The organism is Asticcacaulis sp. AC460 (genome assembly GCF_000495795.1).
Taxonomy (GTDB): domain Bacteria; phylum Pseudomonadota; class Alphaproteobacteria; order Caulobacterales; family Caulobacteraceae; genus Asticcacaulis.
In genome coordinates, this window is the sequence record NZ_AWGD01000019.1 from 46,361 (window position 1) to 59,559 (window position 13,199).

A 13,199-nucleotide genomic window follows, 5' to 3' on the forward strand; every position below is an offset into this window, starting at 1 on the left:
TCGGCAGAGCAAATCAGCCAAATTGGTAAGCGCTGATGGCGATGCCCGTCTGGCCCAGGCTGTCCTCGTGATAGGTGCGGCGGGCGGGATCACCGCGGCCGGCGCCGGCCACCACCATCAGCGGCAGCAGGTGCTCCTCGCGCGGGTGGCAGTCGCGGGCATTCGGCGCGCTCGCCCAGCCGGTCAGGCCATCGGGACCCGCGGCCAGGGTCGAGTCCAGCCAGGCATCGAAGGCGTGCGATGCCGGGCCGCTGTTGCCGCCGCGCCCCATCAGACGCGGGATGCTGTGATAGCTCATGCCGGAACCTACGATCAGAACGCCTTCGTCACGCAGCGGCGCCAGGGCACGGCCCAGAGCGAGGTGTTCGGCGGCATCCAATCCATGCTTCAGGGAAAGCTGGATCGTCGGGATTCCGGCCTCCGGAAAGGCCAGAAGCAGGGGGATAAAGACGCCGTGGTCGAAGTCGCGTTCATTGTCGGTGGCGACCGTGATGCCGGCGGCTTTCGCCAGCTCCTGGACGCGCTGGGTCAGGGCTTGCGATCCGGGCGCCGGCCAGGCCAGTTCATAGGTATGGGGTGGAAAGCCGTAATAGTCGAACAGCAGGCCGGGCGCCGGCTTGGTCTGGACGGTGAACTCGGACGCTTCCCAATGGGCGGAAATGACCAGGATGGCCTTGGGCTTTTCACCGATGTCCTGCGGCAGGCGCTTCAGGTAGGCGCCCATGTTGTCCCACATGTCGGCCGGGTTCCAGTCCATGAAAAAGCACGGCCCGCCGCCGTGGGGGATATAAACGGTAGGAGTCGTCATCAGTAAGCTTCTACTTCTATGAGGAGGCCGATGTCGTCGCCGACGACCGGCTCCAGATTGCCGAGGCCGAAGGCCTTGCGGCTGAGTTGGGTGGTGGCGGTAAAGCCCACCCCCGTCTTGAACAGGGCCGGATTGAAGGCTTTGCGGTTGAAGGTGACATCCAGCACCACGCTCTGGGTGACGCCATGGACTGTAAGGTCGCCGGTCACCTTCGCGGTTTTTTCGCCGGTCGGCTCAACCAGAGTGCTGACAAAGGTCGCCTTGGGAAACTGGGTGACGTCGAAATATTTATCGCTTTTCAGCAGGTCGTCGAACTCGGGCAGGGCCGTGGTCAGGGTGGCCATGTCGAGCGAGGCCGTCACCGAACTCTTGGCCGGATCATCGCTGTCGATCACCAGGGAGCCCTGCGCCCCCATCACCTTGCCTGTCGGATGCGACAGGCCGAAATGCGGATAGGTGAACTGAGCCGAGCTGTGCTTCGGCTCTATGGTGTAGGTATCGGCAGCGGCGGCCGGGAGCGCTAAACCCCCGACAGCCATCATGACCAACAGCGCGCGCATGGCTACTGCAGTACGGATTCGGCCTCGATATAGAGGTCGATCTGGTCGCTGCCGCCGGGAATATACTTGGTGATTCCGAACTCGCTGCGCAGGATGAAACCCGTGGCCGAGAAGCCGGCCTTCTTCTTGTCGTCGCTACGCTTGTTCAGCTTGACGTCGAAGGTGACGGGCTTGGTGACGCCGTGCAGGGTCAGGTCGCCGGTTACCTTGGCGGTATCGGCGCCGGTCAGCTCGACCTTGGTGCTCTTGAAGGTCGCCGTCGGATATTTGGCGGCGTCGAAGAAGTCCGGGCTCAGCAGGTGGGCGTCCAGTTCCTTGACGCCGGTGCTGAGGCCGTCCAGCGCAAAGCTGACCTCGACCGAGCTATTGGCGGGCGCGGCGTCATCCAGGGTGACCTTGCCCACGGCGTTCATGAACTTGCCGGTCGGACGCGACAGACCGAAATGGGTATATTGGAAGGTCACCGAGGTGTGACGGGCGTCCAGCGCGTAGGTGTCGGCCGCAAAGGCCGGAGCGGAGGCGAGGCCCAGGGCCAGAACCGAAGCGGCGATAAGGGAGGTCAGATGTTTCACGGGGGAGTTCCTCTGTGGCTTGGATCAAACTATAAATGTAACAATAGTGATTACTGTTTGGCCATGCAAGGCCGACCCCGGAGTTCTTCGGCACTTTATTTTTGTTTCGTGGCCGCCATAAGGCGAACTACGTTGCCGACATACCTATCTTGTGCTTGTCTGACGATCTGAACAAGGGGGGAATTGCCGTGATATCGAAACTCTTTGCCGGACTGTTGGCCGTGACGGCCCTGGCTGCGGCGCCGATGGCGCATGCCGATGCGGGTGCGCTGAAAAATATCCAGGTGGTCGATTGCCGTACGCACGACGAAGCCCAGGAGAAGAAGGATACCGAACTGACGCTGAAGGCTTTGGAAGCCATGAATGCCGGTGGTGTCGACAGGGCCTGGCGGCTGCTGCCCGAACTGGAGGCCGCACTGGCGCGGGCGCCGGACGTACCGTCTTTGCCCGAACGCTGCGGTGACACCATCCACATCTATGACGACGATATGATGCTCCTGCTGGCCATGACGGCCTATGTTACCAGCACACCCGAATTGAAAAACGTATCCGTCGTGCAGCACGAGGCCCTGCCTTACGGCAGCCTGGGCTTTATCGTCGGCTGGCTCTACTATGAAAAAAAGGATTTTGGCGCCGCCCATCGTGCCTATGCCAAGGGGCGGCTGAACAATCCGGACGACTATGTTCTGGTCGCGGAAGACAGCCTGGCCCTGGCCCATATGCACCGCAGCCGCGAGGCCCTGGACCTGCTCGACGCCTTTATCGCCGGCCATCCGGACCTCGAAGACGACGAACTGGCGGCGCTGCAGCGCAAGCGGGGCTATACCCTGATCGAGCTGGATCGCAATGACGAGGCGGAGGCCGCCTACAAGGAGTCGCTGCGCCTGGAGCCGGATAACAGCACCGCCAAGGCGGAACTGGATTACATCACGCAGCAGCGCAAGTCTTCCCAACCGGCGAACTGATCCCCATATGGCGGCCATCCGACAACGGATAACCACCAAGGAGGGCTTTCCATGCCAGATACCGCCATTACCATTGCCAAGATCGATATGTACCAGGCGTCCGTGCCGATCGTGCTGCGTGCCCTGACCAACCTCAAGACCATACTGGGCAAGGCCGAGGCCTGGGCCGCCGAGCGCAATGTCAAGGAAGAGACGGTGCTGAACGCGCGCCTGGCGCTGGACATGCTGCCCTTGGCCCGACAGATCCAGATTGCCAGCGACAATGCCAAGGGGGTTGCGGCGCGCCTGGGCAATGTCGAGAATCCGTCCTATTCCGATGACGAAAAGACCTTCGCCGAACTGCATGAACGTCTGCAAAAGACGATCGACTTTATCAAGTCGGTGCCGGAGGCCGGTTTCGAAGGCTCCGAAAGCCGCGAGCTGGTGCTGAAGTTCCCGAACCGGACGATGGAATTTACCGGCCTTAGCTATCTGACCGGATTCGCCATTCCCAACTTCTTCTTCCACGTCACCACGGCCTACGCCATCCTGCGCCACTCGGGCGTGCCCCTGGGCAAGCCCGACTTCCTCGGCGGCTGAGTCTGAGATTTTTGGCTCCCGAAACGCCATATTTCGGTCACACTGCGTGTCGGAATTGACACGTTCGGGAGCCATTGCATACCCGCTAAGGTTGGGATCGCGTCCACCCGGTTGAAATCGTTGCTATTTCCGCTTAGCTGGCGGTGCGCAATCTTGCGCGATTCGAGGTAGGGGAAATTCCTATGTATAAAATACTGCTCAGCGCGGCTGCCGCCGCGTGCGCGCTTGTCTGCGCCAGCCAGGCTTCGGCCGATGAAGCTGCCGCTGCCGGCAATACCACGTTCGAGGTGGGACTGACCCGCGCCAGCGCGTCGGACATCGACACCTCTTACAATGTCCTGACCGGCCGTATCGGCACCAAGTTCAACAAGACGTTCGGCGCCGAATTCGAAGCCGGTGTCGGCATCAACGAAGACACGGTTGAATTCGGTGGCTACGACATCGACACCAAGCTGGAATATTCGATCGGCGCCTTCCTGACCGCCGAAGTACCGGTCGGTGAACAAGTCGGCCTGACGGGCCGTGTGGGCTATGCCAAGACCCAGATCAAGGCCAGCGCCGGCGGTTATTCCGAAAGCGCCAGCGGCGACGGCGCCGCTTACGGTGTCGGGCTGAAGTACACCACCAAGAGCGGCAACTATGTCGTTCGTGGTGACGTGTCGCGTTATCAGATCGAAGACGGCGATGTCGATGCGGTCTCGGTGACCCTTGGTCGCAAGTTCTAAGCTGCTTCACGCCGCATGAACGGGGCTCCGGCGTTCGCGCCGGGGCCTTTTCACGCACATTGGGAAGATTGGGAAAATCCATGAGCAAATTCATTCTCGCGGCGGCCGTGGCTCTTGCCGCTGGCGCCTTCGCCCAGACCGCCGCCGCAGACGAGTCTGGGGCGAAGCATTCGGTTGAGCTGGGTGTCAGCCGGGCCGAATACTCCGACGGCTACAAGGTCAGTTTCAACGCCTTGACGGCGCGGGCCAGCACGAAGTTCAACCGTTATTTCGGGGCCGAGGTCGAAGCCGGGTTCGGGGTGAACGAACAGTCGATCACCTACGGCGGTTACGATATCGACGCCAAGATGGGTTACAGCGCCGGCCTCTTCCTGACCGGTGAATACCCTCTGTCGGACAAGATCACCCTGGTTGGCCGCTTGGGCTATTCGAAGACCGAGCTCAAGGTCGAATATGCCGGTTACAAGGAAGCCGATGCCGGTGACGGAGCTGCTTCGGGCATCGGCGTCAAGGTGTTTCCGGATGGTGGCGCCAACGGGTTCCGTGTCGACTACACCCGCTATCAGTTGGATGGCAGCGATGTCGACGGCCTGTCGTTTACCCTGGCGCACCGCTTTTAATTTTCGAAGGTCTTTACGGCGAAGGGTTCCAACTCCGCGAGGTAATCTTCGAGACTGACCTTGCCGACGCAAGGATAGGCTCCGGCTTCAAGGCCGGAGCCTTTTTCGTGGATGCGCCGTGCCAGGACGATGGCGGGAATGCACGGGATGTTGGGGCCGTCGCCATTTTCGGCAACGATGGTCCAGGTCTTCTGCAGCGGCTGGCCGTTGTGGCCTGTGCCGCGCAGGCGCATATACATGCCGCCGGTGTCGCTTCCGAAGATGTCGAACCATCGGCTGACGGTCAGCAAAAGGCCGGAAAAGCGCGTCAGGTTCAGCGGCCATCCCCAGCGCACCGGCCAGGACAGCAGCCACAGGAACCACTGCATGAAGCCGAGTTCGACCCCGGCACCGAAGCGGATATCCCTTATGCCGTAAGCTACCGGTAGCAGATCGAGATCCGGAATGTCGCAATTGGCCAACCACCGCTTCCCAAAAACTGGAAACGTCCAGGATCGCATATCCTGCCAGCCATAGGCCTTCGGGTGACCGGCGAAGGGTTGGAGGGGCTTGCCGACATAGCTCAGGATGGCGCGGATTGTGGCCAGGCCGCGTTCGGTCTTCTGGCCCGGCGTGATGGCGTAGTCGATGCTCTCGAGGCGGGCAAATTGCGGGCAGTAGTGTTCGATCACCGCCGAGGACAGGCCGGGCACCGTCGAGGCGCCGGTGATCAGGGGCACGCCGGCGGCCCTGGCTTCGGCGTCGAGTTTCACAAAATCACGAACGAAGTCGCGGCCATCGGCGAGATCGATATAGGCCACCCCCGCGGCGATGCAGGCACGCGCGACGTCGAAACCGGCGCCCTGGAACGGGCCGCAGGTATGAACGACCACGGCGGGCTTTTCGCGTTCCAGGACAGTGGCCAGGTCGCGGGTAATGTCGACGGCCAGACCGCGGGCGCGGGGCAGGGTGGCCGCCATTTGGTCGGCCTTGGCGGCGTCGCGGCCGGCAATGATGACCGGGATGTTGTGGCGGCTCAGGCCGGCGCAGATGCGTTTGCCGAAATTGCCGTAACCGCCGAGGACCAGAACTTCACCCGTCAAGCTTCACCTGCGTAATGCGAAAGGTCCCGGCATAGCCGATCAGAGGGCCCGTGTGCAGGGCGTGGGTGAGGGCGGTCTGCATGGCGAAGCTGTTTTCGTCGACGGCGGCTTCCCAGGCGCCGCCAGTACCAAACAGGTATTTCAGCAGGCCGGGCAGGGGGATGTGATGGCCGAACAGCCGCCAGGTGAAGCCCTTGTGGCTGATAACGACCTTGCCGTTTTCGACGCTGTAGTCAGCCTTCCAGCCGCCGCCGAAGCGGAAATATTCGATGACCTCGTGCGGGCCGGTGACGACCAGTTCCGATGTGAAAATATGGGGCGGGCGGCCAGGCGGGAAGAAATGGCGTTCGAAGAGATAGCTGTCGGATTTCGCGTCGCTGCGGGTGTAGACGGTGACCGGGACGGCCTTGCCTTCGAACGGCACCAGAAGCCCGCCCAGTTTCAGCAGCCACGAAAAGCGGCGCATGACCGGCGACAGGGTGATGTCGAGCGCGCCTTCATGGGTGACGACGTCGCGGGTGAAGGGCCGGTTGGCATAGTGCGCCTTGATCGGCGGCGGAAGGGCGTCCCACTGGTCGCCGAAGGCTTTAGCGAAGATCGGGGTCATATCGGCCTTTTCCCATTGAGCTTCAGCATCAGCCGGCGGACCGCCTTCATGGCGGGATAGAACAGGGTGACGGTTGCCTTGTTACGGAACAGGGCAACGTTCAACCGGTTCAGCCAACCCCGCTCCGAGCCAATCATGGCCAGGAGGTGCAGGGCCTCTTCCCCATGATAGAGCCGGTCTTCGAATTTGACGACGATGCCCTGGTTCAGGTCGAAACCACGGGCGGCGATTTCGGCGTCCAGGGGTGTCCCGCCGATCTCGCGGGCATTGAGAATCTGCAATGCGCCGACGGCCTGTTTGATGCGGACCATTCTGGCCGACGCCGTACAGAACGGACAGTCGCCGTCATAAACCAGTTGGATCGGTGGCCCCTCGCTCATGGCTTGGAGATTAGCACTGCTTGTCCGGTGGGCAATGCGGCAATTGATCCTAACGTCATCGTGCATAATTTACCGGCTGCTCTTGCCTTGGTTCAACCCGCTCCCATCTGAAACCCATCTGAGAGGAGCCGATCATGATCCACCTGTACACCTGGGGTACCCCCAATGGCCGCAAGCTGACCATAATGCTGGAAGAGCTGGGCGTCCCCTACGACATCCACCCGGTCAATATCGGCAAGGACGAACAGTTCGATCCGGCCTATCTCAAGATTTCACCCAACAACAAGATCCCCGCCATTGTCGACGATGAGGCCGAGGGCGGGCCGCTGAGCCTGTTCGAATCCGGCGCCATCATGATCTATCTGGCCGACAAGTACGGCAAGTTCCTGCCGGCTTCGGGCCCGGCGCGCTACACCGCCATCCAGTGGCTGATGTGGCAGATGGGCGGCCTGGGCCCCATGTTCGGGCAATTGGGGTGGTGGGTCGTGTCCGATAAGGAGCAAACCCCCAAGGGTGTCGAACGCTATGCCAAGGAGTCGGAACGTCTGCTGAGCGTTCTCGACAAGCGGTTGTCGGAAGCGGCCTATGTCGGTGGCGACGACTACACCATTGCCGACATGGCGATCTGGCCGTGGATTTCGCAATACCGCACGCGGGTGAAGGACCATATCGAGCCACTGGTGCAAAAGTACCCGAACGTGTTGGCCTGGCTGGACCGGGTCGGTGCGCGTCCCGCGGTGCAGAAGGGGTTTGCTCTGCCTTAGGGCAGACGTTCGATCCCGACGTCCTTTTCCCAGGTATGGCTTTCGGCCCGCTCCTGCGCCGTCTGGGGTGGACGGGGTTTGAACGGCAGGACCGGCTGGGCGGAAGTCAGCTGCCAGGCATTGCCGGTCAGTACCGCTTCCGCCTCGAACGCCGGGGCCTGGTTTTCGCCGTCACGGTTACACCGCAGCTTCAGCCGCAGGGCGTCGCGCCACGCAACCGGCTCGCACCAGGAATCGCTGTCCACGATGGCGCGCGGTGACGCATGCCAGTCGACAATTTCAATCAAGCCGTCGGAAAGCGGTGAGGCCATAATGCCGCTGGCAATGTAGCGCCCGCCGGGTGATGCCATGGGAGCTCCGGCCAGCCACTGGCTTTTGCCGGAGCGATCAAAGAGGATATAGTTGTCGCCTTCGCCATGTTCGCGATAGACCACGGCCACGGGGCCGTCCTTGAGCTGGATCAGGCCCGCGAAAGACCACAGGCTGCAGGTTTCCCAACCTTCACAGGCGCTTTCCGGGGTGCTGGTCAGGCGGACGATGTCGCGGCCGTCATAGCTGAGCACCAGCTTGTCGCCCTCGCGCCGGGCGAATTTGGGATAGGCTTTCAGCGCGGCGGCTTCGTCGTCGTAGAGGCGGGCTTCGACGGCCTTCGGGCCTGACTGCGGCGGGGGCGGGGGTTGCACGGTGACCGGCGGTACAGGCTTGGTCGAACAGGCCGCGACCGTTGCCAGCAATCCCAAAACCCACAAGCGTTTCATGGCATTATCCCCTCTGGCGGAACGCTACCATGTTCGCCGAAGTCTGGAAACGAAACTCAGTCGGCTTTTTCACCTTTCGGTGGTTTGCGGCGGACGTACAACACCTTGCGTACCCTGGCGATCAGGACGCCGTCGGTATCCAGGATGTCGACATCGTATTCCGGCGTCACCTTCTCGCCGGCATCGGCCAGGGCGCGGACGCGGGCGATTTCCTCCTGAGGGATGTGAAATATGGCGCGGACGTGCTTGCGTCCGGGTTTCAGGAACTGGATCGAGGCGGCCTTGTCCCAGACGATATAGTCGCGGCCCAGATTGGTCATCAGGATGGCCATGAAGAACGGATCGCACATCATGTACAGGCTGCCGCCGAACTGGGTGCCGACGACGTTTTTGTTCCACCAGCGCAGCTTCATCTCGACCGTGATCGAGGTGACATCGGCATTGGTGGCGACCACCTTGATCCCGGCGCCCAGCATCGGCGGGTACCAGTTGATCATCCGGAACAGTTTTGCATTGGCCATGGGCTACCTCTCGTTGGCCATTAATATGCAATTCAGTACAAAATTCAAGCCGTGTAACCCGATTTCGTTGTAGGACGTATTGGTGATATGGATTTGGTGCTGGGGCTGTCGTTGTCGTTTTTTCCGAACCCAGGCAGTTGTTAGCCACAAATTCTTTCTCCTCTCCGGCAAGCGGGGAGGAGAAAGCGGGATGACCTTGAAAGGTTTATGCGTGCATGGCTGAGGAAAGTGACAAAAGTTCCGTGCATCCGTGGTGGCTGCGCATGGTGCACTGGATGAATGCCGCCGGCGTCATCATCCTGATCCTCAGCGGATGGCAGATCTATAACGCCACCGGCTTCATGGGCTTCAAGTTCCCGCGCGAAGTCACCCTGGGGCGCTGGCTGGGTGGTGGCATCCAATGGCACTTCGCCGCCATGTGGCTGCTGTGGGGCGTGGCCGTCTTTTATCTCGTCATGGCGACTGTCACCGGCCGGTGGCAGCGCAAGTTCTGGCCGGTGTCCATTCCCGGCATCTTCCGCGACCTGAAGGCCACGTTCACCGGCAAGCTGAGCCATACCGATCTGCGCATCTATAATTACGTCCAGAAGGCCGCCTATCTGTTCGTCATGCTGGATATCACCGTGCTGATCCTGTCGGGCCTGGTGTTGTGGAAGAACGTCCAGTTTCCGATCCTGCGCATGCTGATGTTCGGCTACGAGGGCGCGCGGCTGATCCATTTCGTCGCCATGGTCGCCATGTGCGGATTTATTGTTGTCCATGTCGTCATGGCGCTTCTGGTGCCGAAGACGATCAAGGCCATGTTGTGGGGACGTTGAGATGGACCGGAAACTGCCTCCCGAAGTCGCCCGCGACAAGGACGCCATCCTGAAGGAGGCCAACGGCCTGCTGAAGGATCCCGGCAAGCGCCGTTTGCTGGGTAATGTGCTGACCCTGGGCGGGTTGTCGCTGGCCACGGGCATACTGATCCGTGACGAGCAATCGGTGAAAAAGATCCTGCAGCGGATTTCGCGCTTCAATGACGGCGCCCAGGCGGCTTTGTTCGACCCTAACGACATGGCGCCGGAATATCCGCGATCGGATATCTCCAATCCGTTTCCGTATAACGCCTTCTATCCGCTGGCTAAGGTACCAAAGGTCGATGGCGACAGTTTCCGGCTGCAATTGGCGGGAAAGATCGCCGACAAGCGGCCGTGGGATCTGCCGGCATTGTATGCCCTGCCGCAGGTCAGCCAGGTCACCCGCCATATCTGCGTCGAGGGCTGGAGCGCCATCGGCGAGTGGGGCGGGGTGGTGTTTTCCGATTTCCTGAAAAGGATCGGCGCGGATACGACCTGCAAATATGTCGGCTTTAAATGCGCCGACGGCTATCATACTTCGATCGACATGCCGACGGCGTTGCATGCCCAGACGATTCTGGCCTTTACCTTTCGCGGGCACACCCTTCCGACCTGGTATGGTTATCCGATGAAGCTGCGCATGCCGACGAAGCTGGGCTATAAGAACCCTAAGCACATTACCGAAATCTTCGTCACCAATGATCATCCCGGCGGCTTCTGGGAGGACCAGGGTTATAACTGGTTCGGCGGGAGTTAGAAATCGACGCCTGCTGTGCGATTGCGAACTTATTCAACGGCCTTTGGGACTGCTCGCGCCTATCCTCCACCGCTTGCGGGGGAGGTGCTGAGCAAGCGAAGGCAAAGCCGTAGCGCGTCAAAGCGGAGGGGGAGCCGGAAGCTCGGAACTCGTGACTCCCCCTCCGTCTCGACGCGCTTCGCCTGAAGAAGGCTCGCTTGCTCGACACCTCCCCCGCAAGCGGGGGAGGATAAAGGTCGTGCCGCTGGCGTTACCTATTGGACTGTTGATTGATGAGTTAACGTGAATCGATCCGTCCTCTGAACGGCGTGGAAACAAACCGTGTAAGAATCACTGACATCGTCAGGTTGCCGCGATGTTCCCTACCAGATGTGGTGGGGAATCACCGTCTTAACCATACGGCTTATGCGACCTTGATGACACCGCGGCGGATCTGGTCCAACTCGATCGACTCAAACAGGGCCTGGAAGTTGCCGTTGCCGAAGCCCTCATTGCCCTTGCGCTGGATGATCTCGAAGAAGATCGGCCCGAAGGTATTCTCAGTGAAGATCTGCAGCAGAATGCCTTCTTCGCCGACCTTGCCGTCGATCAGGATGCGGTTCTTACGCAGGCGTTCCAGGTCCTCGCCATGGCCCGGGACTCGCTTGTCGACCAGGTCGTAATAGGTGTCGATCGTATCCTGAAGCTTCACGCCGCGGGCGCGCAGCTTTTCCACCGTCGCATAGATGTCCGGCGTCGTCAGGGCGATATGCTGGATGCCTTCGCCATTGTACTGGCGAAGGAATTCCTCGATCTGTGAGCTGTCGTCCTGGCTTTCGTTCAACGGGATGCGGATGGCGCCGTCGGGGGCGATCATCGCCTGGCTGAACAGACCTGTCGCCTGGCCCTTGATGTCGAAATACTTCTGCTCCTCGAAGCCGAAGATCTGGCGGTAGAATCCCGACCAGGTCCGCATCTCGCCGCGCTTCACATTGTGCGTCAGATGGTCGAGCAGGTCGAAACCGACGCTGTTCTTGGCTTCGGCTTCGTCGGCGCCGGGTATCGGCGTCCAGCCGGCAAAAGGATCGCCGTCGACCAGGTACAGCAGCGAGCCGCCGATACCTTCCAGCACGAACTCCGGACGCAGGCCCCCTACGGTCGCCGGGCGGGCGCCGCTTTCCAGGGCCAGGTCATAGGCCTTGGCCGCGTGCTTGACGTGGAAGGCCATGCCGCTTGCCGAAGGGCCGTGTTCGGCAGCGAAGGTTCGGGCGTGTGGCGTGGCCAGGTGGTTGACCACGAAGCGGATACGGCCCTGGCGGTAGAGTACGATGTCCAGCGACGGATGGCGCATGGCGGCAGTAAAGCCCAGCAACTCCAGCTGCTGCGCCATGGTCGCAGTATCGGGGCCGGTGAATTCGACATAGGCGAATCCGTCCAGGCCCAAGGGATTAGCGGTCATGAAACCGTCTCCTTCTTGAAGCTCTACAAAACGGACCGCAAGGCGCTCGCGAACACCGGCAGGTTGCCCTGGTTCAATCCGGCGATGTTGATACGGCCAGACTCCACCATGTAGATGCCGTGCTCGATTCGCAACCGGGTGACCTGGTCGCGATCCAGCGGCAGCAGACTGAACATGCCGGACTGTCTCTTTACGGTCTCAAATTCAGGTACGGCCGTGGCCAAATCATGGCGAAGGCCGGTAAGGCGTTCCCGCATCACGTCCAGCTCGCTACGCCACAGGGCGTTCAGCTGCGGCGTCGTCAGGATAATACGGACCACGGCGGCGCCATGGTCGGGCGGCATGGACCACAGGGTGCGGGCCATCAGGTTCAGATTGGTGCGGGCGCGGCGGACACTATTGGGGTTGCTGCCCTGGACCCACAGGGCGCCGGCGCGGTCGCGGTACAGGCCGAAATTCTTCGAACCCGAAACGCAGACCAGGGCTTCGGGTACCTGGGTCAGGACATGACGCAGGCCCCAGGCGTCGTCGTCGAGGCCGCTGCCCAGGCCCTGATAGGCCATGTCGAGCACCGGCACGACGCCGCGGTCGTTGAGGAATTGGGCGAGAACCTGCCACTGATCGTGGCTGAATTCGACGCCGGTCGGGTTATGGCAGCCCGACTGCAGCACGATGGCATCGCCGCGGCGGACCTCATTCAGCGCCGACATCATGGCGTCGAACAATAGCGTCTGTGTCGGCTTGTCGAAGAAGGGATGTTCGATGACCTCGAGGCTGGCCGCTTGCATCAGCATGGCGTGATTGACATAGCCCGGGGTGCCGATCCACACGCGACAGTCCGGATTGGTGCGGTGGAGCAGGGCGGCCGCCAGGCGCAGGGCGCCGGTGCCGCCGGGCGTCTGCATGCCCCATGCGGTGTCGTCGGGCTCAGTGCCGAACACGATCGGCGCCAGCGCGGCGACAAAGGCGGCATCGCCTTCAGGCGAGAGGTAGTCCTTGCTGGTCTGGGTTTCGATCAGGTGGCGCTCGGCGGCCTTGACCGACTGCAGGATCGGGGTGTGGCCGCTGTCGTCGCGATAGACGCCGATCCCCAGGTCGATCTTGTCCGGACGCGGATCATTACGCAGCAGGTGCAGCACCATCAGCATAGGGTCCAGCGGCTGTTCGGCCAGGGTGTCCATCAGGCCGGGGGCAGGGCGGAGATCCAGACTCTGAGGGCTCATG

17 protein-coding genes are annotated in these 13,199 nt (G+C 61.4%); 7 read left to right on the plus strand and 10 right to left on the minus strand.

Annotated elements, in window-relative coordinates:
- Window positions 1-13 precede the first annotated feature (13 nt).
- From ABAC460_RS34635 to ABAC460_RS34645, 3 genes are read right to left on the minus strand one after another with little or no spacing between them, the layout of a single operon-like run.
- The gene (locus ABAC460_RS34635) at window positions 14-808 is read right to left on the minus strand and encodes a DODA-type extradiol aromatic ring-opening family dioxygenase (RefSeq protein ID WP_031236707.1); all 795 of its coding nucleotides are present in this window, start codon (window positions 806-808) and stop codon (window positions 14-16) included.
- The gene (locus ABAC460_RS34640; protein WP_023453273.1) at window positions 808-1,368 is read right to left on the minus strand and encodes a YceI family protein; all 561 of its coding nucleotides are present in this window, start codon (window positions 1,366-1,368) and stop codon (window positions 808-810) included. Before ABAC460_RS34640 ends, ABAC460_RS34635 begins: the two co-directional genes overlap by 1 nt.
- Window positions 1,369-1,370: 2 nt before the next feature.
- Window positions 1,371-1,940, minus strand: coding sequence for a YceI family protein (locus ABAC460_RS34645; RefSeq protein WP_023453274.1), 570 nt, complete (start codon window positions 1,938-1,940; stop codon window positions 1,371-1,373).
- Between the two features lie 188 nt (window positions 1,941-2,128).
- Here ABAC460_RS34645 and ABAC460_RS34650 point away from each other — a divergent pair, with 188 nt between their 5' ends.
- The 4 genes from ABAC460_RS34650 (at window position 2,129) to ABAC460_RS34665 (ending at window position 4,829) form a co-directional block, all read left to right on the plus strand.
- Window positions 2,129-2,905, plus strand: coding sequence for a hypothetical protein (locus tag ABAC460_RS34650; protein WP_023453275.1), 777 nt, complete (start codon window positions 2,129-2,131; stop codon window positions 2,903-2,905).
- Window positions 2,906-2,956: 51 nt separating this feature from the next.
- Window positions 2,957-3,484: a DUF1993 domain-containing protein gene (locus ABAC460_RS34655; protein WP_023453276.1), complete on the plus strand. Its 528-nt coding sequence runs from the start codon at window positions 2,957-2,959 to the stop codon at window positions 3,482-3,484.
- A 182-nt stretch (window positions 3,485-3,666) separates the two neighbouring features.
- Complete coding sequence (locus ABAC460_RS34660; protein ID WP_023453277.1) at window positions 3,667-4,209, plus strand: outer membrane beta-barrel protein; 543 nt, start codon at window positions 3,667-3,669, stop codon at window positions 4,207-4,209.
- Between the two features lie 80 nt (window positions 4,210-4,289).
- Window positions 4,290-4,829 (plus strand): outer membrane beta-barrel protein, encoded by a 540-nt coding sequence (locus ABAC460_RS34665; protein WP_023453278.1) that lies wholly within the window; start codon window positions 4,290-4,292, stop codon window positions 4,827-4,829.
- On the opposite strand, the gene ABAC460_RS34670 is transcribed toward ABAC460_RS34665, so the two are convergent.
- Genes ABAC460_RS34670 through ABAC460_RS34680 form a run of 3 tightly spaced genes read right to left on the minus strand, consistent with a single transcriptional unit; the run spans window position 4,826 to window position 6,898 of the window.
- Complete coding sequence (locus ABAC460_RS34670; RefSeq protein ID WP_023453279.1) at window positions 4,826-5,911, minus strand: saccharopine dehydrogenase family protein; 1,086 nt, start codon at window positions 5,909-5,911, stop codon at window positions 4,826-4,828. The genes ABAC460_RS34665 and ABAC460_RS34670 overlap by 4 nt on opposite strands.
- On the minus strand, window positions 5,901-6,518 hold the full coding sequence (locus ABAC460_RS34675; RefSeq protein WP_023453280.1) for a DUF4166 domain-containing protein: 618 nt from the start codon (window positions 6,516-6,518) through the stop codon (window positions 5,901-5,903). Before ABAC460_RS34675 ends, ABAC460_RS34670 begins: the two co-directional genes overlap by 11 nt.
- Complete coding sequence (locus tag ABAC460_RS34680) at window positions 6,515-6,898, minus strand: DCC1-like thiol-disulfide oxidoreductase family protein (protein WP_031236709.1); 384 nt, start codon at window positions 6,896-6,898, stop codon at window positions 6,515-6,517. Before ABAC460_RS34680 ends, ABAC460_RS34675 begins: the two co-directional genes overlap by 4 nt.
- Before the next feature lie 134 nt (window positions 6,899-7,032).
- Between ABAC460_RS34680 and ABAC460_RS34685 the strand changes: the two genes are divergently transcribed.
- Complete coding sequence (locus tag ABAC460_RS34685) at window positions 7,033-7,662, plus strand: glutathione S-transferase N-terminal domain-containing protein (protein WP_023453282.1); 630 nt, start codon at window positions 7,033-7,035, stop codon at window positions 7,660-7,662.
- Here the strand turns inward: ABAC460_RS34685 and ABAC460_RS34690 are convergent.
- The gene (locus tag ABAC460_RS34690; protein ID WP_023453283.1) at window positions 7,659-8,420 is read right to left on the minus strand and encodes a hypothetical protein; all 762 of its coding nucleotides are present in this window, start codon (window positions 8,418-8,420) and stop codon (window positions 7,659-7,661) included. The two genes, ABAC460_RS34685 and ABAC460_RS34690, sit on opposite strands and share 4 nt — an antisense overlap.
- 56 nt (window positions 8,421-8,476) lie before the next feature.
- The gene (locus tag ABAC460_RS34695) at window positions 8,477-8,941 is read right to left on the minus strand and encodes a DUF4442 domain-containing protein (RefSeq protein WP_023453284.1); all 465 of its coding nucleotides are present in this window, start codon (window positions 8,939-8,941) and stop codon (window positions 8,477-8,479) included.
- Between the two features lie 215 nt (window positions 8,942-9,156).
- On the opposite strand from ABAC460_RS34695, the gene ABAC460_RS34700 reads away from it, so the two are divergent.
- Together ABAC460_RS34700 and ABAC460_RS34705 are read left to right on the plus strand one after the other, a co-directional pair.
- Complete coding sequence (locus ABAC460_RS34700) at window positions 9,157-9,759, plus strand: cytochrome b/b6 domain-containing protein (protein WP_023453285.1); 603 nt, start codon at window positions 9,157-9,159, stop codon at window positions 9,757-9,759.
- 1 nt (window position 9,760) lies between these two features.
- Complete coding sequence (locus ABAC460_RS34705; protein ID WP_023453286.1) at window positions 9,761-10,537, plus strand: molybdopterin-dependent oxidoreductase; 777 nt, start codon at window positions 9,761-9,763, stop codon at window positions 10,535-10,537.
- A gap of 403 nt (window positions 10,538-10,940) precedes the next feature.
- Here the strand turns inward: ABAC460_RS34705 and hppD are convergent, their stop codons facing one another.
- Together hppD and ABAC460_RS34715 are read right to left on the minus strand one after the other, a co-directional pair.
- The gene (gene hppD, locus ABAC460_RS34710; RefSeq protein WP_023453287.1) at window positions 10,941-11,975 is read right to left on the minus strand and encodes a 4-hydroxyphenylpyruvate dioxygenase; all 1,035 of its coding nucleotides are present in this window, start codon (window positions 11,973-11,975) and stop codon (window positions 10,941-10,943) included.
- 23 nt (window positions 11,976-11,998) lie between these two features.
- Window positions 11,999-13,198: an aromatic amino acid transaminase gene (locus ABAC460_RS34715; protein WP_235075800.1), complete on the minus strand. Its 1,200-nt coding sequence runs from the start codon at window positions 13,196-13,198 to the stop codon at window positions 11,999-12,001.
- Between the last annotated feature and the right edge of the window lies 1 nt (window position 13,199).

Bases quoted from the DNA above. Each gene is read 5' to 3' on its own strand.
- ABAC460_RS34635 (WP_031236707.1), bottom strand. From the start codon at position 808: ATGACGACTCCTACCGTTTATATCCCCCACGGCGGCGGGCCGTGCTTT.
- ABAC460_RS34640 (WP_023453273.1), bottom strand. From the start codon at position 1,368: ATGCGCGCGCTGTTGGTCATGATGGCTGTCGGGGGTTTAGCGCTCCCG.
- ABAC460_RS34655 (WP_023453276.1), top strand. From the start codon at position 2,957: ATGCCAGATACCGCCATTACCATTGCCAAGATCGATATGTACCAGGCG.
- ABAC460_RS34660 (WP_023453277.1), top strand. From the start codon at position 3,667: ATGTATAAAATACTGCTCAGCGCGGCTGCCGCCGCGTGCGCGCTTGTC.
- ABAC460_RS34665 (WP_023453278.1), top strand. From the start codon at position 4,290: ATGAGCAAATTCATTCTCGCGGCGGCCGTGGCTCTTGCCGCTGGCGCC.
- ABAC460_RS34675 (WP_023453280.1), bottom strand. From the start codon at position 6,518: ATGACCCCGATCTTCGCTAAAGCCTTCGGCGACCAGTGGGACGCCCTT.
- ABAC460_RS34680 (WP_031236709.1), bottom strand. From the start codon at position 6,898: ATGAGCGAGGGGCCACCGATCCAACTGGTTTATGACGGCGACTGTCCG.
- ABAC460_RS34685 (WP_023453282.1), top strand. From the start codon at position 7,033: ATGATCCACCTGTACACCTGGGGTACCCCCAATGGCCGCAAGCTGACC.
- ABAC460_RS34690 (WP_023453283.1), bottom strand. From the start codon at position 8,420: ATGAAACGCTTGTGGGTTTTGGGATTGCTGGCAACGGTCGCGGCCTGT.
- ABAC460_RS34695 (WP_023453284.1), bottom strand. From the start codon at position 8,941: ATGGCCAATGCAAAACTGTTCCGGATGATCAACTGGTACCCGCCGATG.
- ABAC460_RS34700 (WP_023453285.1), top strand. From the start codon at position 9,157: ATGGCTGAGGAAAGTGACAAAAGTTCCGTGCATCCGTGGTGGCTGCGC.
- ABAC460_RS34705 (WP_023453286.1), top strand. From the start codon at position 9,761: ATGGACCGGAAACTGCCTCCCGAAGTCGCCCGCGACAAGGACGCCATC.
- hppD (WP_023453287.1), bottom strand. From the start codon at position 11,975: ATGACCGCTAATCCCTTGGGCCTGGACGGATTCGCCTATGTCGAATTC.
- ABAC460_RS34715 (WP_235075800.1), bottom strand. From the start codon at position 13,198: ATGAGCCCTCAGAGTCTGGATCTCCGCCCTGCCCCCGGCCTGATGGAC.